This is a genomic window from Reyranella sp. CPCC 100927 (assembly GCF_007859315.1).
In the GTDB taxonomy this organism is placed as follows: domain Bacteria; phylum Pseudomonadota; class Alphaproteobacteria; order Reyranellales; family Reyranellaceae; genus Vineibacter.
This window is the reverse complement of the sequence record NZ_VOHA01000007.1, coordinates 163,880-184,048: the sequence shown is the minus strand read 5'-3', so window position 1 is coordinate 184,048 and position 20,169 is coordinate 163,880. Positions and strand designations below refer to the sequence as shown.

The window sequence follows — 20,169 nt, the reverse complement described above, 5'->3', positions numbered from 1 at the left end:
ACGGCTGCCGAACCAACACGGCCGGCCACGCCCCCGGGCGTTAATCTAGGTGGCCGCCTCCGCCGACGTCAACGACCTGAAACAACATTTTGGGGCTTGGCCGGATTGCAGCGTCTGCATCTAGCAAAATCTCGCTCCCACGCAGTTATCCACAACGCAAAACGGGCGGCTCCCGCAGGGGAGCCGCCCGTCTGCAGCCCGAAGGCTGGATCAGTGCGTCATGACGCCTTCGACGGCATCCTCGGAGGCCGGAGCCGTGACGTTGTCGGCTTCCTCCGTCCACTCGATCGGCACCAGCGGCTTGGTGAGCGCGCGGGCCAAGACCTCATCGGCCATGGTGACCGGCACGATCTCCAGGGCCTTCTTCACGTTGTCAGGAATCTCGGCGAGATCCTTCTCGTTTTCCTTCGGGATCAGCACTGTCTTGAGTCCACCCCGCAGGGCGGCCAGCAGCTTCTCCTTCAAGCCGCCGATCGGCAGCACCCGGCCGCGCAGGCTGATCTCGCCGGTCATGGCGACATCCTTGCGCACGGGAATGCCGGTCAGCACCGACACGATGGAGGTGCACATCGCCACACCCGCCGACGGACCATCCTTGGGGGTGGCGCCCTCCGGCACGTGGACATGGATGTCACGACGCTCGAACACCGTCGGCTTGATGCCGAACGACACCGCACGCGAACGCACGTAGGACTTCGCCGCCTGGATCGACTCCTGCATCACGTCGCCGAGCTTGCCGGTGATGGTCATGCGACCCTTGCCCGGCACCAGCACGGCCTCGATCTGCAGCAGTTCGCCGCCGACCTCGGTCCAAGCCAGGCCAGTGGTGACACCGACCATGTCCTCGGCCTCGGCCTCGCCGAAGCGGAACTTCCGCACACCGGCGTACTTCTCGAGGTTCTTCGACGTCACCTTCACCTTGTCGACGCCATCCATCAGGATTTCCTTGACGGCCTTGCGTGCCAAGTTGGCGATCTCACGCTCAAGGTTCCGCACGCCCGCTTCGCGGGTGTAGTAGCGGATCAGGTCGCGGATGGCCTCGTCCTTGACGACGATCTCGCCCTCCTTCAGCCCGGCAGCGGCGATCTGCTTGGGCGCCAGGTGCTTCTTGGCGATCTCGATCTTCTCGTCCTCGGTGTAGCCGGCGAGGCGGATGATCTCCATGCGGTCCAGCAGCGGCTGCGGCATGCGCAGGCTGTTGGCCGTGGTGATGAACATCACGTCCGACAGGTCGTAGTCGACCTCCAGGTAGTGGTCGTTGAACGTGTTGTTCTGCTCCGGATCCAGCACCTCCAGCAACGCCGCCGACGGATCGCCGCGCCAGTCGGCACCCAGCTTGTCGACCTCGTCGAGCAGGATCAGCGGGTTGGACGACTTCGCCTTCTTCATCGACTGGATGATCTTGCCGGGCATCGAGCCGATGTAGGTGCGGCGGTGGCCGCGGACCTCGGCCTCGTCTCGCACGCCGCCCAGCGACATGCGCACGAAGTTGCGGCCCGTGGCCTTGGCCACCGACTTGCCGAGTGACGTCTTGCCGACGCCCGGCGGGCCGACGAGGCACAGGATCGGCCCCTTCATCTTCTCGGTGCGCTGCTGGACGGCGAGATACTCAAGGATGCGCTCCTTGACCTTCTCCAGACCGTGATGGTCGGTATCGAGGATCTGCTGGGCGCCCTTGAGATCCTTCTTGATCTTGGTGCGCTTCTTCCACGGCACCGAGAGCATCCAGTCGAGGTAGTTGCGCACGACCGTGGCCTCGGCCGACATCGGGCTCATGGTGCGCAGCTTCTTGACCTCAGCCATCGCCTTTTCGCGGGCTTCCTTGGTCAGCTTGGTCTTCTTGATGCGCGACTCCAGCTCGGACACTTCGTCCTTGCCGTCCTCGCCCTCGCCCAGCTCCTTCTGGATCGCCTTGAGCTGTTCGTTCAGGTAGTACTCGCGCTGCGTCTTCTCCATCTGACGCTTCACGCGGTTGCGGATCTTCTTCTCGACCTGCAGGACGCTGATCTCGCCTTCCATCATGGCGTAGATCTTCTCAAGCCGCTCGGAGACCGACTCGATCTCGAGCAACGCCTGCTTGTCGGCGATCTTGAGCGCCAGGTGCGAGGCGATCTGGTCGGCGAGCTTCGACGGATCGTCGATCTTGTTGATCGAGACCACGACCTCGGCCGGCACCTTCTTGTTGAGCTTCACATACTGCTCGAACTCACTGGCGACGGTACGTGCCAGCGCCTCGACCTCGGCGGTGTCGGCCGGCGGCTCGTCGAGCACTGTAGCATGCGCCTCGAAGAATTCGGTGCGGTCGGTGAAGTCGGAGATGCGAGCCCGGCGGCCGCCCTCGACCAGCACCTTCACCGTGTCATCCGGCAGCTTCAGCAACTGCAGCACGGTGCCGACGGTGCCGACCCGGTGGATGTCCTCCGGGCCGGGATCGTCCTGGGCCGCATTTTTCTGCGCAACCAGGAGGATCTGCTTGTCGTCGCCCATCACTTCTTCAAGGGCGCGCACGGACTTCTCGCGGCCGACGAACAGCGGCACGATCATATGGGGGAAAACAACGATGTCGCGCAGAGGCAACACCGGAAAGACCGATCCACGGGGGTTGGAACTCATGACGCCTCTCTTTGGTCCTCTCGCCCTATATGCCGCCGCCACGTTTGCCGCACCAGCACGCACATATCCGCTGTCGGACCTGTTCTATACCGTACAAAATGGCGATTCGTGACACGTGTTCAAGGATATCCGCGATAACCGGACCAATTGTGTCACAAACTGACAAGGGGCGGCCCGGCCTATTCCCAGCCGGCAGCGCCGCCCCCTCGCTTAGCGAAACGATTGATCAGGCGCCGGCCGGCGCCTCGAGTTCCTTGCGCTCGCTGTAGGTGTAGAGCGGCTGGGCCCGGCCTTCGGCGACTTCGCCATTGACCACGACTTCGTCGACACCCTGCAACCCCGGCAGCTCGTACATGGTGTTCAGCAGGATGGCTTCCATAATGGAACGCAATCCGCGGGCGCCGGTCTTGCGCGCGATCGCCTTCAGCGCGACGGAGCGCAGGGCCTCGTCGGTGAACTTCAGCCGCACGCTCTCCATGTCGAAGAGCCGCTGGTACTGGCGGACAAGGGCGTTCTTGGGCTTGGTCAGGATCTCGACCAGGGCCGCTTCATCCAGATCGTCCAGCGTTGCCACGACCGGCAGACGGCCCACGAACTCCGGGATCAGACCGTACTTCAGCAGATCCTCGGGCTCCAGGTCACGCAGGATCTCGCCGGTCCGCCGGTCGTCCGGACCGCGCACCTCGGCGCCGAAGCCGATGGACGTGCCCTGGCGACGCTGAGAGATGATGCGCTCCAGGCCGGCGAAGGCACCGCCGCACACGAACAGGATGTTCGTCGTGTCGACCTGCAGGAACTCCTGCTGCGGATGCTTGCGGCCACCCTGTGGCGGAACGCTCGCGATCGTGCCTTCCATGATCTTGAGCAGCGCCTGCTGGACGCCCTCGCCCGACACGTCGCGCGTGATCGACGGGTTGTCCGACTTGCGGCTGATCTTGTCGACTTCGTCGATGTAGACGATGCCGCGCTGCGCCCGCTCGACGTTGTAGTCGGAGGCCTGCAGCAGCTTCAGGATGATGTTCTCGACATCCTCGCCGACGTAGCCCGCTTCGGTCAGCGTCGTGGCGTCGGCCATAGTGAACGGCACGTCGAGCATGCGGGCCAGCGTCTGCGCCAGCAGCGTCTTGCCCGAACCGGTCGGACCGATCAGCAGGATATTAGATTTGGCGAGCTCGACGTCGTTGTTCTTGGCGCCGTGATGCAGGCGCTTGTAGTGGTTGTGTACCGCGACCGAGAGAACCTTCTTCGCGTAGTCCTGACCAATGACGTAGTCATCCAGGATCTGGCGGATTTCCTTCGGGGTCGGCACGCCGTCCTTGGACTTCACCAGGGTGGTTTTGTTTTCCTCCCGGATGATGTCCATGCACAGTTCGACGCATTCATCGCAAATGAACACCGTAGGCCCAGCGATCAGCTTACGGACCTCGTGCTGGCTCTTGCCGCAGAACGAACAGTAGAGCGTGTTCCGCGAATCGCCGCCGGTCTTGTTCGTCGCCATGGGCGTACACTACCTCCAGAGCGCACCCACCGGCACGCTATCCCTATGTTACGCCCCGCAAACGCCTTGGTACAACATCAAAATATTGTGGGTATGACTTCGCAGGGCGCATGAACCGTCCGCAACACATCAGGCACTACATGGTGACGATTGCGAACGCCTTTGCAAGGACGAGTCGTGCCGAATCAGCCGCCAACTTTCACCGGTTCCGCACCGGTCGGTCTCTTCAATAGAACATCGTCGATCAGCCCAAATTCCTTCGCCTCGTCCGGGCTAAAGAATTTGTCGCGATCCATCGACTGTTCAATGACCTCGATCGGCTGGCCGGTATGTTCCACGTACATGCGATTGAGCTTGTTGCGCGTCATCAGAATCTCGCGCGCCTGGATCTCGATATCGGCCGCCTGCCCCTGCGCACCGCCCGAAGGCTGATGGATCATCACGCGGGCGTTGGGCAGCGCATAGCGCTTGCCCTTCTCACCGGCCGTCAGCAGCAGGGAGCCCATGGACGCCGCCTGGCCGATGCACACGGTGGAGATGCTGGGGCGGATGTACCGCATGGTGTCGTAGATCGCGAGGCCCGAGGAGACCACGCCACCCGGCGAGTTAATGTAAAATGAGATGTCCTTGGTCGGATTCTCAGATTCCAAATACAAAAGCTGTGCGCAAAGCAGGGTCGACACATGGTCCTCGACCGGCCCGCTGAGGAACACGATTCGCTCCTTCAGCAGGCGCGACCAGATGTCATAGCCTCGCTCGCCGCGCGCGGTCTGCTCGACCACCATCGGGACGTAGATGTTGTTGAAGACCTCGACGGGATCGCGCTCGCGGATCATGTGACGCAGTCCTTTATCCTCAGCCGGATTGGGGTTTTGCGGCTTCTCGCCGCCTATCTGGATCGGTTGCGCCGCCGGAATCAAGGCCGACGGCGCCATATCACATCCAGACATGGCGAGCGCCCCAGCGCAACGCAAGCGCTGGGCGCCCTGCCTGCTTCAGGCCGCGTTGGGCTTGTCTTCCTCGGCCTCGGCTTCACGGGCCGCTTTCAGCAGGTCATCCGCCGACACCACCTTGTCGGTGACCTTCGCCAGTTCGAGCGCGAAATCGATCGTCTTGTCCTCGAAGATCGGCGCCCGCAGGCGATCGCGCATCTGCGGATTCTTCTGATAGAACTCCAGAACCTGGCGCTCCTGGCCCTGGAAGCGTTGCGCCTCGCGGAACACTGCCTGGTTGATCTCGGCGGCGCTGACTTCGATGTTGTTCTTGCGGCCGACCTCGGCCAGCAGCAGGCCCAGTCGGACCCGGCGGTCGGCGATGCCGCGATACTCTTCCTTCAGCTTCTCCTCGTCGCCCTCGACCTTCTGGCCGGCGGTCTTGGCGTCCTCGACCTGCTTCCAGATCGACTCGAACTCCAGGTCGACCAGGCCGGCCGGCACCGAGAACTTGTAACGCTCGGCAAGCTGGTCCAGCAGCTTGCGCTTCACCAGGGTGCGCGACAGCTGGTTGTAGTCCTGCTCGATGCGCTCACGCACGGCCTGGCGCATGGCGTCGAGGTTGTCGAAGCCCGCGCCCTTGGCGAGCTCATCGTCGATTGCGCGCGCCACCAGTTCACGGATCGCCTTCACGGTGACCTTGAACGTGGCGTCCTTGCCGGCGAGCTCCGTGTTGCCGTAGTCGGCCGGGAACGTCACCTTGACCTCGCGCTCCTCGTCCGCCGAGGCGCCGATCAGCTGGTCTTCGAAGCCGGGGATGAGGCTCGCCGAGCCGAGTTCCAGGGGGTAGTCGGTGGCCGAACCGTTGGGGAACGCCGTGCCGTCGACGTAACCGGTGAAGTCGATCGTCACCTGGTCACCCTTCGCGGCCGGACGTGGCGCGGCCAGTTCCTTCTGTTCCTTGTTGGCGCCGGCGATGCGCTCCAGCGCCTCGTTCACCTGCGACTCTTCGACCGCCGTCTTCAGCCGTTCGAGCTCGATGGCGCTGAAGTCGACGTCGCCGATCTCGGGCATGAGTTCGACCGTGACGTCGAACTCGAGATCCTTGTCCTCGCCGATCGCCTTGACGTCGACCCGCGGCTGCAGCGCCGGACGCAGGCCGTTGTCCTCGACGGTCTTGCCCACGCTTTCGTTGACGGTCTTCTCGACCGCCTCGCCGAACAGGGCCTGGCCGTACTGCTTGCGCAGCAGGGTCACCGGCACCTTGCCGCGGCGGAAGCCCGGCATCACCGCCGTCTTCGACATTTCCGCCAGGCGCGTGTCGACCTGACCGCTCAGCGTCGCGGCCGGCACCACGATCTTATAGGCGCGCTTGAGGCCTTCGTTGGTGAGTTCGGTGACTTGCATGGTGATGACGTTCCGCTCGATCTCAATCATTCGTTGTCGTGCATGCCTGCCGAGGGGAGATGGTGCGGGCGGAGGGACTTGAACCCCCATGCCTTGCGGCGCTGGAACCTAAATCCAGTGTGTCTGCCAATTCCACCACGCCCGCGGCCACACCCGCGCGCCCAGCTCGCCGGTCCGGCGGCCAAGGGGCGCCTTCTAGCCCGCGAACTTTGGCCGGTCAAAGGGTTATGCGCCCGCTCTCCCATCCAGGAGGTCGGCCAGGATCTTCGGCACCTGCGCCGGTAGGTCCTCGGCGATCAGGCCCGGCCCGAACCGGGCTGCGGCGGCACCATGGATCCAGGCCGCCGCCACGGCCGCGACGAACGGGGTCATGCCCTGGGCGGCCAGACCGGCGATCAGGCCCGCCAGCACATCCCCGGCACCGGCGGTCGCCAGCCACGGCGGCGCATTGTCGTTGATCACCGCCCGCCCGTCCGGCGCAGCGATCACCGTGTCGGCGCCCTTCAGCAGCACGACCGCGCCGGCCATGCGCGCCGCCTGTCGCGCCCGCTCAAGCTTGCCCATATCGGCCCCCAGATCCGGGAACAGACGGCTGAACTCGCCATCGTGCGGCGTCAGCACCGCCGGCCCCTTGATGTCGGCGAACAGCGCCTGCGGCGCGCCGGCGAAGGCCGTCAGCGCATCGGCGTCCAGCACGCAGGCACGGCCGGTGGCCAGCGCATCGGCCACCAGCCGTCGCGTGGCGGGTGTCGCCCCTGCCCCGGGCCCGACGACGAAGACATTGCGCCGCGGATCGGCCGCCAGCTGGCGAAAAGCGTTGGGGCCGTCGAGTGCGGCCACGATATTGCCGGGCTCCGCCGCCTGGTAGACGCCGACAGCTGCCGGCGCGGCGGCGATGGTCACCAGGCCGGCCCCGATCCGCCGTGCCGCCAGCGCCGCCAGGCGCGCGGCACCCGTCATGGTGTCGCCGCCGGCAACAAGAACGTGGCCGCGGGCGTACTTGTGGTCCCCCAATGCGGGCGCACGCAGCGCCGCCCGCCACAGGGCCGGGGCGTTGCGCCACTGGCGTGGGCTGACCGACTTCAGGGCGGCGCGCGGAACGCCGATGTCGGCCACCCGCACGTCGCCGCACAACAACCGGCCGTTGAGCGACAGATGTGCCGGCTTGAGCCGGAAGAACGTCACCGTCAGGGCACACCGCGGCGCATGCCCCAGCATTCGGCCGGTGTCGCCCTCCAGGCCGCTGGGCAGGTCGACCGCGATGCAGGTCAGCGCCTGGCTGTTGATCGCCGCGATGACATCGCCCGCCACGCCGTCGATCGGCCGCTTCAGTCCGGCACCGAACAAAGCATCGACGACCAGCGGCCGGTCGGCCAGCAACGCCGGCGACAAGGGCTCAACAGCACCATCCCACAGGATCGCGGCCCACATCGCATCGCCGGTGAGCTTGGCGCGATCGCCCAGCAGCCCGACGCGCACCGGCCAGCCGGCCGCCGCCAGGTGGCGGGCGATCACGAAGCCGTCGCCGCCGTTGTTGCCGGGACCGCACAGGACAACGATCGGTTGAGGCAGGAAGCGCTCGATGATGGTGTTGGCAACCGCGGCGCCCGCCGCTTCCATCAGCTCGCTACCCGACGTCGCCTGGCGCTGTTCGGGACCGGCGCCGCGCATGGCGTAACGCTCGGCCGCCTGCATCTCGGCGCAGGTCAGCAGGACGAGGTCGTCGTCGGCAGCAAGATCGGCCATGGTCAGGCCGACCGGCGGTAGCGGCGGCGCATGGCCGCGAAGCGCCGCGATACCCAGCCCGGCCGGGCCAACAGGCGGCGCAGGCGATGGATCATGGCGGCCGCCGCCTGCCATGCCGGCAGGGCCCTCACGAAGGCATAGAGCCAGTCACGCCAGGCAAACACCCAGGCCTCGGCGCGCACGAACCAGCCCAGGGTCGCCAAGGTCGGATGCAGCACCTTGTAGACCCGGGCGGCAAAAGCAGTACCAACGACCTTCCCTGCGAAAATGATCGCGGCACCCAGCAAGAAGTGGCCCTGCGTGATCATCCACAGCGCCGCGAGCTTGATCGGGAACAGGATGGCGGCGGGCAGCAGGAACAGGATCATCGCCGGATACGGCGGCAGCCGCGCCGCACGCGCCTCGATCGCCGCCACCCAGGGCAAGCGGGCCAAAGACGCCATCAGCCGCTGCAGCCAGGCGATCAGCGTCTCTTCGAGCAGCACCAGCAGCGCCGCGATCAGCGCCAGCGGCGGTGTGAGAAAACGCTTCAGAAAGCGGCGCATACGCTCCTCACGCCACACGAGTGAACTCTCCTGGAACGTGGTGTCCCGGGAGGCAAATCCTACATCATATAGGGAGAATTGGGGCGGCCGACCGGATTTGAACCGGCGACATCTAGAATCACAATCTAGCGCTCTAACCAACTGAGCTACGGCCGCCATCGTTCCGGGCCGAGGCCCGGAAACCGGCCGCGTAGGTACTCCGCTCCCCTTTTTGCGTCAAGTCTGGCGCCACCGCCGGCAAACGATGTGCTTCGGGCTGCCATCACATCGCGGTCCGCAGGCGCCACAGTTCGGGAAACAGCACGACGTCCAGCATCTTGCGCAGGTAGCCGACGCCCTCGGTGCCGCCGGTGCCGCGCTTGAAGCCGATGATACGCTCCACCGTCGTGACATGGCGGAAGCGCCACAGGCGGAAGGCGTCCTCCAGGTCCACCAGTTCTTCGGCCAGCTCGTAGAGATCCCAGTAGTGCTGCGGGTCGCGATAAACGGCGAGCCAGGCCGCCTCGACATCGCTGTCAGGGCGCGTGGCCTCGGTCTTGTCGCGATGGAGCACCGCGTCGGGGATCGCGAAGCCCTTGCGCGCCAACAACGCGACGGCCTCGTCGTAGATCGAGGGCGCCTGCAGTGCCGCCGCCACCTCGGCCTCGCGTTGCGGGTCGCGCTGGTGCACCGCCACCATGGCGCGGTTCTTGTTGCCCAGCCGGAACTCGATCAGGCGGTACTGGTAGGACTGGAACCCCGACGAGCTGCCCAGCGATGGACGGAGCGCGCTGTATTCCGGCGGCGTCATGGTCGACAGCACGTCCCAGGCCTTCACCAGCTGCTCCATGATGCGCGACACGCGCGCCAGCATCTTGAAGGCCGGCGGCAAGGTGTCGGCGCGGATCGCCTCGATGGCGCCCGAGAGTTCGTGCAGGATCAGCTTCATCCACAGCTCGGACGTCTGGTGCTGGATGATGAACAGCATCTCGTTGCGATCGCCCGACAGCGGCTGCTGCGCGCCCAGCAACCGATCGAGCTGCAGGTAATCGCCGTAGGCCATGTCCTGAGTCACGAGTCGCCTCCCTACGTCACCGTGCCGGCGGACGGCGACGGTACGGCGCGCCAGGCGCCGGAGCGCAGGATGTCCTCGACGGCCGCCACGGCGTCCCAGACATCGACATGGCGCACATAAAGCGGCGCGAAGCCGAAGCGCATCGCGTCGGGGGCGCGAAAGTCACCGATGATCCCGCGTGCGATCAGCGTATGCATCACCTGGTAGCCCGCCGCGTGCGTGATCGAGACATGGTTGCCGCGCCGCGTGCCGTCGCGCAGGGTCACCAGCCCGCAGTCCAGCGGCGCCAGGCGCTCGTCGTACAGCCGGATCATCAGATCGCCCAGCGCCCGGCCCTTGGCTTGCACGTCGCGCATCGCGATCCCGTCAAAGGCATCGAGTGCTACCTCGAATGCGACGTTGGCCAGCATCTGCGGTGTGGAGCACAGCATGGCGCGGATGCCCTCGGCCCGCGCGAACGCCGCATCGAACTGGAACGGCGCGGCGTGGCTGAACCAGCCGGTCAGCGGCTGGTCGAGCCCTGCCAGGTGCCGCTCGGCGACATAGACATGCGAGGGTGCGCCCGGCCCGCCGTTGAGGAACTTGTAGCCGCAACCGACGGCGAAATCGGCGCGGTCGGCGTCCAGGCTGAGTTCGACGGCGCCGCTGGAATGCGCGAGATCCCAGACGACCAGCGCGCCGCGGGACTGAATGGCGGCGCTCACTGCCGCCATGTCCTGGACCTCGGCCGTGCGGTAGTTGATGTGCGACAGCTCGGCCACCGCGGTGTCGTCATCGACAGCCGCGGCGACCTCGGCGGCCGGCACAGTGCGCACCGTCATGCCATGCAGGCGCGCGACGCTGTCGACGATGTGGTTGTCGGACGGGAAGTTGCCCGCCTCGGCCACGATCGTCTTGCGCCCCGGACGCAGGCGCACCGCCGCCACCAGCAGCTTGAAGAGATTGACCGAGATGGTGTCCGTCACCGTCACCTGGTGCGGTGCGGCGCCCAGCAGCGGCGCCAGCTTGCGGCCGATGCGGCCGGGGGACTCGTACCAGCCCGCCGCATTCCACGATCGCACCAGGCCGTCACCCCACTCCTGGTTGATCGCGGTCCCGACGCGCTCCGCCACGCCGCGCGGCAGCGCGCCCAGCGAGTTACCGTCCAGATAGTTGATCCCGGCCGGCAGGACGAAGCGATCCCGTACCGACGCCAGGGGGTCGGCCGCGTCCAGGCCGACGCAGTCCTGCCGACTGAGCGTCACGCCGTTGCTCCCGCGCGATCGACAATCGTGTTCATCATCGACGCCATCCTGTGCGCTTTGGTCCTGGAATCAGAGTGCCGACTTGGTAGGCTGACGCCAACCAAGATGTTGTGGGGGAGATACGACATGGCCCGTACGCCACTGTTCCGCGCCTTCCGGCGCCGCTGGCGCGCGGCCGCAGCAGCACCCGACAGCGGCGGGCTGACGCGGCGGTCGCTGCTGGCCAACACGGCGCGCCTGGGCGCGGCCGGCGTGATCGCGGGTCCCCTGGCGGCCTGCGCCGATCCGTCACGCTCATCCGATCCGCCTGTGGTGATCGTGGGCGCCGGCGCCGCCGGCCTGAGCGCGGCCTATGCGCTGGGCCGGGCCGGCACCCCCGCCGTGATCTACGAAGCCTCGGGCCGGATCGGCGGCCGTATCTGGACGCTCAACGGCTTCAATGCCGATGGCCAGTTCGTCGAGATGGGCGCCGAACTGGTCGATACCGGTCACACCGCATTGCGCCGCCTGTGCCGCGCGCTGGACGTCGGCCTGCAGGAATTCGCCGTCCCCGCCGGCGACGTGGCCAGCGAGCTGTTCCATATCCGCGGCCAGATCTACACCGGCGCGCAGTTCGAGCAGGGCCTGAAACCGCTGCTGCGCGCGGTGGCGCGGGCCCAGCGCGAGATCGTGGGCGGCGGCAGCAAGTACACGCCGATCACCTACGCCACGCCGATGAACGCGGCCGGCTACGACAACATGACGTTGGCCGCCTTCCTCGAGCGGCAGACCGACGTCGATCCCTGGGTGCGCGAGGCCGTGCGCATCGCCTATGTCGGCGAGATGGGCGCCGAGACCGAGGCGCAGTCGGCGCTGAACCTGATCGGGCTGATGGACCCGTCGACCGACAGCCTGTACGGCGACAGCGACGAAGCCTGGCGCATCGCCGGCGGTAGTTCGTCGATGATCCAGGCGCTGCACGACGCCGTCGTACGCCAGGCCGGCGGCAATGCCGACACGGTTCTGCGGCTGCGGCACGAACTGGTCGCCATCAAGGACGATGGCCGGCAGTTGACCCTGACGTTCCGTCACGACGGCCGCTCGGTGGCGGTGACGGCCGCGCGCATGCTGCTCACCCTGCCCTTCTCGGTACTGCGGCACGTCGAGGGCATCGCGGCACTCGATCTCCATCCGCTCAAGAAGCGCAGCATCGCCGCGTATGGCTACGGCGCCAATACCAAGCTGATGTCGGACTTCTCGACCCGGGTCTGGCGTACCGCGACCAACCGCCTGCCGGCCTACGACGGTTTCCTGCTGACCGACACCGGCCACCAGGGCTTCTGGGAGACCAGCCGCGATCAGAAGGGCCAGCATGGAATCCTCACCAACTTCCTGGGCGGCAAGGCCGCCGCCGGGTTCACCGCCGCCCACCAGGCGGCGCCGATCGGCTTCCTCGCGAGCCTGGACCCGCGACTGCGTTCTGCTTTCACCGGCATTCAGACCTTCATGAACTGGGACAAGTACCGCTTCAGCCGCGGCGCCTACTCCTGCCCCCGGCCCGGCCAGTACACCGGCTTCCTGGGCATCGAGGCGCAGCCCGAACTCGGCGGCCGGCTGCTGTTTGCCGGCGAGCACACCAGCGTCGCCTACAGCGGCTTCATGAACGGCGCCGTCGAAAGCGGCCTGCGCGCCGCACGGCAGGCCCAGGGACGCTGGGCGTAGACCCATCGCAACGGCGCGGCAGAAAGGGCAAATACGGCCAGAAAGTCCTTTTCGCTCGCTCTTGCAGTTGGTTGCCTGACGTTCTTAGGGCCGGCCAGGTGACGGCAGAAAGCGGCAGTTACGGCCAGAAAGTCGTCGGCTATCGTTACTGTTCAAACAGCGTCGCGAGAGATCCAGCACCGTTCCAAGATCCCTCGCTGCGCCCGGAGGATGTGATCTTTATCGCTTCGCGCTGTCATTCCGAGCGTAGCGAGGAATCTTTCGGCAGTTTCTGGGCCGTTCACGGCCGGAAAAGATTCCTCGCTACGCTCGCAATGATAGCGTGCGGCCATAAAATCACAGGCTGTCGGGATGACATGACGCGCATGCGATAGCGGTCATTTGAGAACGGCCGGGTCGCGCCGCAAGCGGAACGAAACTAAACATTTTCATCCGCCGCGCGGTATGCGCAGGCCAGCCAACAGGTCATCGAAGCGGCCAAAGCGCAGGGCGTCCGCGAGCGACGCGCGATCGAGATCATCAACGAGCAGCACGGCAGGATCTCCGTCCGGCCGGTCGCGATAGTCGAGGAGAACCGCGCGATTGTGATCCGCTTCGAGCACGATCAGCTGGTCCGCGCCCGCATGTCGTTGTTTCCAGGGAACGTCCCCTGGCGGAAACGCGATCCGGTCGGACAGACCGGCGAGGCTGACGAGATACTCGAGGGGAACGGGATAGCGCAGCGTCTCCCGCTCCTCGAGGCCATCGTCCGTCATCAGTTCGATATAGCGGGACGAGACGCTGCCGCCGTTCCTGGTGCGCCAGAGATCGATGAGGCCCGCCGGCAGCGTCACGCCGAGCCGCGCCTGCGTTTCGCTGACAAGCGCATCGTCGGCCGCAAGCTTCGGTATGAACGCGGCCTTGCGCGTGATCGCATTGCCGTGGAACGCGTGCGGCCCCGACGGGCCCCAGAACCGCGATGGCCAGTCTGACCGGGGGAGACCGCCCAGCCGCGGGCCGGGCTCCTTTGCCGTCCCGCCGACAACGGCATCGCTGCTGCGTCTGCGGCGAAGAGCCGCGAAGAAGGTATCGAAGGTCGCAAACGCGATGTCGACCGGGTCATCGCCGATGGGCTTGTCGTAGTCGACGATCAGCACGCGCGGTTGCGGACCCTGCGTATAGTCCAGCAACGTCATGTCGCCGTAGCGTGCCTGCAGAATGATCAGGCGGTCGGCGCCGGCTGGCACTTCCTCGGGTTCGTGCGTGAAATCCTCATAGTGCTCGGCGACCGTCCGCAGTTTCTCGAGCGGTACCAGGCTGGAATAGTCGATCGCGAACGCGCCCCGCCAGTCGTCATAGACGGGCTGCGGCTCTGCCTTCAGCGGCACGAAGAGCCAACCGACATACCCACCGTTCATCATGCGATAGAGGTGGCGCAGGGCTTGCGGCAACCGCACGCCAAGTTTTGCCTCGCGTGCCGCGATCATGGCCTCGGTTGCCGCCAGCGGGGGCTTCTCGACGATCGCACCGCGCCCTTCCATGGCCTCCCGCGACGCATTCACCCGCCAGTAGCCCGGTGACTTGAAGAACGTGTCGGACGTCAGCGGTGCGGGATCGATATCGAGCTCAGGCTCCATCGTCATACCTCGCACATGATCTTCATCCCGAGCGTAGCGATGGATCTTGCCGTCGCGGCTGGCCGGAGACCGCCAAAGATTCCTCGCTTCGCTCGGAATGACAGCCAGTGCCGGTGAGAACGCCCCGCGCCATCAGCGTCGGAAATGTTTGGCCAACCGTTCCAGCGCCGCGTCGAGCGTGGCGTCGTGCTTGCAGAAACAGAAGCGCGCGAAATGCTGCGGCGCGCCCTGCCCCTGATAGAAGGCGCTGATCGGCACTGCCGTCACGCCGGCCTCGACCGTGATGTGGCGGCAGAAATCCTCGTCGGTGCCGTTGAAACCCAGCGGCCGGAAATCCGAGGTGATGAAGTACGTGCCCTGCGCGTCCATCACGTCGAAGCCGATGTCGCGCAAGCCCTTGGCGAGGTAGTCCCGCTTGGCCTGCAAGTCGCCGGCGAGGCTGGTGAAATAGGCGTCGTCCTTGCGCAGGCCGTGCGCTGTGCCCCACTGCAGGTTGGGCGGCGTGGTGAAGGTGACGAACTGGTGCGACTTCAGGATCGGCTTCAGCACATTGGGCGCCGCCGTGATGTAGCCCACCTTCCAGCCGGTGACGCTGAAGGTCTTGCCGGACGAGCCGATGCGCGCCGTGCGCTCGCGCATGCCGGGAAACGTCATCAGCGGGATGTGCGGGCGGCCATCGAAGGTGATGTGCTCGTAGACCTCGTCGCATACCGCGAACACATCGTGCGCCACGCACAGCTCGGCGATGAAGGCCAACTCGTCCGCCGTGAACACCTTGGAGGCCGGGTTCATCGGCGAGTTCAGCAGCAGCAGCTTGGTCTTGGGGCCGAAAGCGGCGGCGAGCTGCTCGCGCGGCAGTTCCCAGGAAGGCGGCTCGAGCCGCACGAACTTGGGGATGCCGCCGGCCCGGCGCACGATCGGCACATAGGAGTCGTAGAGCGGCTCGAGCACGACCACCTCGTCGCCCGGATCGATCAGGCCGAACAGGCAGTCGCCCAGCGCCTCGGTGGCGCCTGATGTCACCATGACTTCGCTCTGCCAGTCGACGTCCAGGCCGTAGAAGCGCTTGTTGTGCGCCGCCACCGCCTGGCGCAGCTCGGGAATGCCCAGCATCGGCGGATACTGGTTGTTGCCGGTCATCAGGTACTCGGCCGCCTTCTGGCGCACATCCTCGGGCCCGGGGTCGTCGGGAAAGCCCTGACCGAGATTGACCGACTGGTGCTGCCGCGCCAGCGCCGACATCTGCTCGAAGATGGTATCGGCGTAGCCACCCAGAACGCTGTTGCCCTGCTTCATCGACTGCGATCCACACGAATTGGCGCGGCGCCCACCGGGCGCGCGCAGGGTTGTAGCGCAGTTTCCCGATACTGTGCACGGGTGCTGCCCAAGCCCCCTGTTCCGCGACCGCGCGCCGGGCACCACGACCTTCCATGCCCATGCCTGGGCCAACATCAACCGCAACGGCCACGACAACCGCATGCACCTACATCCCGGCGAGCATTGGTCGGGCGTCTACTGCGTCGACATCGGCCAGCCCGACTCGCAGGTCGCCAACAACGGGGCCATCGAGTTCCCCGACCTGCGCCCGATGGCGCGCGCCATGCCGGGTGGCCGGCTTCAAGTTCGACCGCGGTATCTCGGTGCTGCCGCAACCGGGCATGCTGCTGCTGTTCCCCAGCTGGCTCGACCACTGGGTCAGCCCCTTCCAGGGCGCTGGCGAACGGATTTCCATCGCCTTCAACTGCACCCTTGGATAACCCTGCCCTGGCAGCAGTCAATTGGCTAAAATTTAGTCAATTTGCATAAATTTCCCGCACGCCTGCTTCAAAAAAGTGGGCTATAGCACCGCCGGCCGGCAACTGACTGGAGTTTACGCAGTCTCTCGTCAGCGCTGGCACAGAACGTGCTGTTGTGAAGGCGCATCGGCGCCGTCCGGCGGCCGTATGGTGGTGGTGCGACTTCAACGGACGGGCACGACGATGAAAAAGATCGAAGCGATCATCAAGCCGTTCAAGCTCGACGAGGTGAAGGAAGCGCTGAACGACATCGGGCTGAAGGGCATCACGGTGCTGGAGGCGAAGGGCTTTGGCCGCCAGAAGGGTCACACCGAGCTCTATCGCGGCGCCGAGTACGTCGTCGACTTCCTGCCCAAGGTGAAGCTCGAACTGGTGATCGAGGACGAGATGGTCGAGAAGGCCGTGGAGGCGATTCGCACCGCGGCCCAGACCGGGCGCATCGGCGACGGGAAGATCTTCGTGTCGCCCATCGAGGAAGCGGTGCGCATCCGCACCGGCGAACGCGGCAACGAGGCGGTCTGACGGAGCCGTTTGACAGCGCCGCGGTCGTGCGCGGCGAGGACCAGCAATCGCAACCAGGGACAATCAGAAAGGACGCAGGGACATGGCCGACGCCAAATCCGTTCTGCAGACGATCAAGGAGAAGGACGTCAAGTTCGTGTCCTTCCGCTTCACCGATCCGCGCGGCAAGTGGCAGCACACTGCCTACACGGCCCATTCGGTCGACGAAGGCACGTTCAACGACGGCGTGATGTTCGACGGCTCCTCGATCGCCGGCTGGAAGGCGATCAACGAGTCCGACATGATCCTGATGCCCGATCCGGCGACGGCCACGCTCGATCCATTTGCGGCGCAGACCACGTTGATCCTGTTCTGCGACGTCATCGAGCCGTCGACCATGCAGGGCTACGCCCGCTGCCCGCGCGCCACGGCCAAGCGCGCCGAGGCCTACCTGAAGCAGTCCGGCATCGGCGACACCTGCTATTTCGGTCCGGAGCTCGAGTTCTTCGTGTTCGACGACGTCAAGTACGACGTCCAGATGCGCGGCTCGTTCTACAAGCTCGACTACGCCGAGGCGCCGCACAACACCGGCGCCGACATCGAGGGCGGCAACCTCGCCCATCGTCCGGGCGTCAAGGGCGGCTACTTCCCGGTGCCGCCGGTCGACGCGCTGGCCGACCTGCGCGCCGAGATGTGCTCGGTGCTGGGCGAGATGGGTCTCAACATGATGATCCACCACCACGAGGTGGCGCCGGGCCAGAACGAGCTGGGCTTCGCCTTCTCGACCCTGGTGTCGACCGCCGACAACGTGCAGAAGTACAAGTACGGCGTGCACAACGTCTCGGCTCAGTGGGGCAAGACGGCGACCTTCATGCCCAAGCCGCTCTACGGCGACAACGGTTCGGGCATGCATGTCCACCAGTCGATCTGGAACGGCGGCAAGCCGCTGTTCGCCGGCAACGGCTATGCCGACCTGTCGGAAACGGCGCTGTACTACATCGGCGGCATCATCAAGCACGCCAAGGCGCTCAACGCCTTCTGCAACGCCTCGACCAACAGCTACAAGCGCGTGATCCCGGGCTTCGAGGCGCCGGTGCTGCTGGCCTACTCGGCGCGCAACCGCTCGGCGTCGTGCCGCATCCCCTACGTCGCCTCGCCCAAGGGCAAGCGCGTCGAGGTGCGCTTCCCCGACCCCAGCGCCAACCCCTACCTCGCCTTCGCCGCCATGCTGCTGGCCGGCATCGACGGCATCCAGAACAAGATCCATCCCGGCGACGCGATGGACAAGAACCTCTACGAGCTGCCGCCGGAGGAACTGGTCAAGGTCCCCACCGTGTGCGGCTCGCTGCGCGAAGCCCTCAATAGCCTCAACGCCGATCGCGCCTTCCTCACCAAGGGCGGCGTCTTCACCGACGACCAGATCGACGGCTACATGGAGCTGAAGTGGGAAGAGGTCTACAACTGGGAGCACCAGCCGGCCCCAGTCGAGTACAAGATGTACTACAGCATATAATTAAAATCATTTAAAATCAACTACTTATACGGGGGTCGGGACTCGGTTCTGACCCCCAAAGTGTCTCCCAACATGGGCAGAATTTGTATTATCGTCGTCCACCGTCGTCGGTTTTCTTTCTACTTCGCGTCTGGCTCGGCTTTCGGTCCGGGGGCTGATTTCGAAAGATCGCGACCAGAGGCAGTACGCACAAAAGCCCGACCACGAACGGACGCGCGGGATCATCCGGCGGTAGGTGCAGGACCAGCCCGGCCAGGACGACACAGATTGCAGTTACAGAGACTTTGATCGTAGTCATCGTGCGCACCGAACAGCACGACCCGAACTGCCCCCGCGAGGAAAAGGCGTATCGAGTCAAATGACTGTTCGTGTGCTGGGTGTTTCCCCGAGGGTCCAGACCACCCCCTATACCCAACCACGAGACAGTGAGAAGTCTGTCTTGTTAGTTGGTCGTATTATACCCGGAACAGACGGTGAATCCAAGTCACCACCGTCGGGTAATTAGCCAGAAAGCAGTCATCACGGTCGAGCCGATCAGGCTTGCAATCGAGCACGCCTCGGGAAAATCCGCAAACGCGCTACCCACCTGGGCAGGGAAAAGCCTGTTCCGAGGCATGACGGACAAGCAAGGCGGCAGCTATATGGCGTGCCGCTTCGTTGGACAAAAACAGGATCATGAATGCTATGAAGCGCATAGATCCATAAAGCGAAACAGCGATCGTTCGTCCACTGCTCTAAAGTTGTGTTCAAGTAGATCGGGGGAACCAGTGTTCCAACACTATCGGACGAAGCTAGCGACCAAGGTAGACTCTTGGCTTGCGCCCCCAGAATTCGAAAGATTTCTCGCGTGGCAGCGAGCCGATAAGCAAGTGCATCTGGAGATATCAGAACGCGCCTACGAGAAAGGCAAAAGCACGGCACCCAGAAGCCGCTACGAGTGGGCGCACCGCGAGTTGGGCCGGGTACCAGAGACCGGATATGTTAACGTCGGGTATCGGCAGGACTTCGCGGAAGTCATCGACCAGCTTGCGATCAAACGGTTTGGCAGACTGACTGTCGATGCCAGCCGAACGTTCCAACGAGAGAGCTGCCAGATCGAGGAAGTTGACCTTCGGGCAAACTCTCGGCTGCACCTAACCAACTGCTACATTGGAACTATTCAGCCACAGGCCACCGTTGAGGCAACGATACACCTGACCAATTGCTGGGTTGGCGTTCTCAAGTTCGAAAACAAGGGCTACAGGCATCTGACCATAAAAAGTGGAGGGATTCACGACGTTCAGGCCGGTGATGGCATCCTTGTGACCGGAGACACCCTAATTCAAGGGACTTGGATACCGCGCAAACAGATCGACAACAAGCCCAGCTTGCACGCGTTGCGGAAAGTCCGAACGTTCTTTTCCAAAGAAAATCATTCCCTCGCTGCCGGATACTTCCACGCGGCAGAACTGGCCATTGAACGCCCTAACGAGAGTTGTACCAATCAAGCAGTAAGCCGCATCTACGACATTGGCTGCAGCTACGGAAACTCTCCCAATCGGGCACTCCTCTGTTTCCTTATCGTACTGGGCGCAATCGTTCTGCTTGATGCTCTTCTGTCCGCTGCCGTCCTCGCGGACCCTTCCCAAGCGGTTGGATGGCAGAAGTCGTTGCACTGCATCGGCGCCGACCCTGTCTCGTGTCTAGGCTTTGGTGAGCGAATCCTAAAGGGCCTTCTCCTCGCCGGTCAACTGATCCTGAACCCGCTTGGCGTTTTTGGCGGCAAGTCCCTTCTCGTGCTGCGGGACACGTCCCTACTAATTCCGTTCCATACACTTGGATTGATCGGTCTGCTGTCCGTAGCAATGTTCTTCATTAGCATCCGGCGCAGATTCAAATTGGATTGACGACACCAAAGGGCCGATGCCCTTTCGGACACCGGCCCCGCCGTAAGCCATTACAAGGAATGCTGGGGAGAATGGTCGCCCCCCCGACAAATCTATTTTACCGAACCACCCCGCCCC

Annotated in this window: 15 protein-coding genes and 2 tRNA genes; 5 read left to right on the top strand and 12 right to left on the bottom strand. The window is 64.7% G+C overall.

From position 1 onward, the window contains the following. Window positions 1-210: 210 nt before the first annotated feature. The 10 genes from lon to kynU all read right to left on the bottom strand — a co-directional run bounded on the left by lon (window position 211) and on the right by kynU (window position 11,039). Window positions 211-2,613, bottom strand: coding sequence for an endopeptidase La (gene lon, locus FQU96_RS20530; protein ID WP_146543195.1), 2,403 nt, complete (start codon window positions 2,611-2,613; stop codon window positions 211-213). Window positions 2,614-2,839: 226 nt separating this feature from the next. Next, a complete protein-coding gene (gene clpX / locus FQU96_RS20525; protein ID WP_146543194.1) occupies window positions 2,840-4,111 on the bottom strand; it encodes an ATP-dependent Clp protease ATP-binding subunit ClpX in 1,272 nt (423 codons plus the stop codon). Window positions 4,112-4,296: 185 nt separating this feature from the next. Further along, on the bottom strand, window positions 4,297-4,947 hold the full coding sequence (locus FQU96_RS20520) for an ATP-dependent Clp protease proteolytic subunit (protein ID WP_178130627.1): 651 nt from the start codon (window positions 4,945-4,947) through the stop codon (window positions 4,297-4,299). Window positions 4,948-5,106: 159 nt separating this feature from the next. Further along, window positions 5,107-6,480 carry a trigger factor gene (gene tig, locus FQU96_RS20515; RefSeq protein WP_218574783.1) on the bottom strand — a complete coding sequence of 458 codons (1,374 nt, stop codon included), beginning with the start codon at window positions 6,478-6,480 and terminating at the stop codon, window positions 5,107-5,109. 30 nt (window positions 6,481-6,510) lie between these two features. Further along, a tRNA-Leu gene (locus FQU96_RS20510) sits at window positions 6,511-6,595 on the bottom strand. Between the two features lie 80 nt (window positions 6,596-6,675). Further along, entirely contained in the window at window positions 6,676-8,196 is a 1,521-nt protein-coding gene (locus FQU96_RS20505) for an NAD(P)H-hydrate dehydratase (RefSeq protein ID WP_146543193.1), read from the bottom strand. A gap of 2 nt (window positions 8,197-8,198) precedes the next feature. Continuing rightward, window positions 8,199-8,741: a hypothetical protein gene (locus FQU96_RS20500; RefSeq protein WP_146543192.1), complete on the bottom strand. Its 543-nt coding sequence runs from the start codon at window positions 8,739-8,741 to the stop codon at window positions 8,199-8,201. Window positions 8,742-8,820: 79 nt separating this feature from the next. Further along, window positions 8,821-8,897 (bottom strand) — tRNA-His (locus FQU96_RS20495). A 106-nt stretch (window positions 8,898-9,003) separates the two neighbouring features. Further along, on the bottom strand, window positions 9,004-9,795 hold the full coding sequence (gene kynA / locus FQU96_RS20490) for a tryptophan 2,3-dioxygenase (RefSeq protein ID WP_255468421.1): 792 nt from the start codon (window positions 9,793-9,795) through the stop codon (window positions 9,004-9,006). Between the two features lie 11 nt (window positions 9,796-9,806). Next, window positions 9,807-11,039, bottom strand: a complete 1,233-nt coding sequence (gene kynU / locus FQU96_RS20485) for a kynureninase (RefSeq protein WP_146543191.1) — start codon at window positions 11,037-11,039, stop codon at window positions 9,807-9,809. 126 nt (window positions 11,040-11,165) lie between these two features. Here kynU and FQU96_RS20480 point away from each other — a divergent pair, with 126 nt between their 5' ends. Further along, entirely contained in the window at window positions 11,166-12,740 is a 1,575-nt protein-coding gene (locus tag FQU96_RS20480) for an NAD(P)/FAD-dependent oxidoreductase (RefSeq protein ID WP_178130610.1), read from the top strand. Window positions 12,741-13,168: 428 nt separating this feature from the next. Here FQU96_RS20480 and FQU96_RS20475 read toward each other — a convergent pair whose 3' ends face one another. Both FQU96_RS20475 and FQU96_RS20470 read right to left on the bottom strand, forming a co-directional pair. Beyond that, on the bottom strand, window positions 13,169-14,362 hold the full coding sequence (locus FQU96_RS20475; protein ID WP_146543189.1) for an SMI1/KNR4 family protein: 1,194 nt from the start codon (window positions 14,360-14,362) through the stop codon (window positions 13,169-13,171). Window positions 14,363-14,488: 126 nt separating this feature from the next. Next, window positions 14,489-15,652: an aminotransferase gene (locus FQU96_RS20470; RefSeq protein ID WP_146543188.1), complete on the bottom strand. Its 1,164-nt coding sequence runs from the start codon at window positions 15,650-15,652 to the stop codon at window positions 14,489-14,491. 311 nt (window positions 15,653-15,963) lie between these two features. Between FQU96_RS20470 and FQU96_RS20460 the strand changes: the two genes are divergently transcribed. From FQU96_RS20460 to FQU96_RS20445, 4 genes are all read left to right on the top strand, one after another. Then, window positions 15,964-16,113: a putative 2OG-Fe(II) oxygenase gene (locus FQU96_RS20460; protein ID WP_218574782.1), complete on the top strand. Its 150-nt coding sequence runs from the start codon at window positions 15,964-15,966 to the stop codon at window positions 16,111-16,113. Window positions 16,114-16,335: 222 nt separating this feature from the next. Beyond that, on the top strand, window positions 16,336-16,674 hold the full coding sequence (locus FQU96_RS20455; protein ID WP_146543187.1) for a P-II family nitrogen regulator: 339 nt from the start codon (window positions 16,336-16,338) through the stop codon (window positions 16,672-16,674). 82 nt (window positions 16,675-16,756) lie between these two features. Beyond that, entirely contained in the window at window positions 16,757-18,166 is a 1,410-nt protein-coding gene (gene glnA / locus FQU96_RS20450; protein WP_146543186.1) for a type I glutamate--ammonia ligase, read from the top strand. A gap of 473 nt (window positions 18,167-18,639) precedes the next feature. Continuing rightward, the gene (locus FQU96_RS20445; RefSeq protein WP_178130609.1) at window positions 18,640-20,052 is read left to right on the top strand and encodes a hypothetical protein; all 1,413 of its coding nucleotides are present in this window, start codon (window positions 18,640-18,642) and stop codon (window positions 20,050-20,052) included. Window positions 20,053-20,169 lie beyond the last annotated feature (117 nt).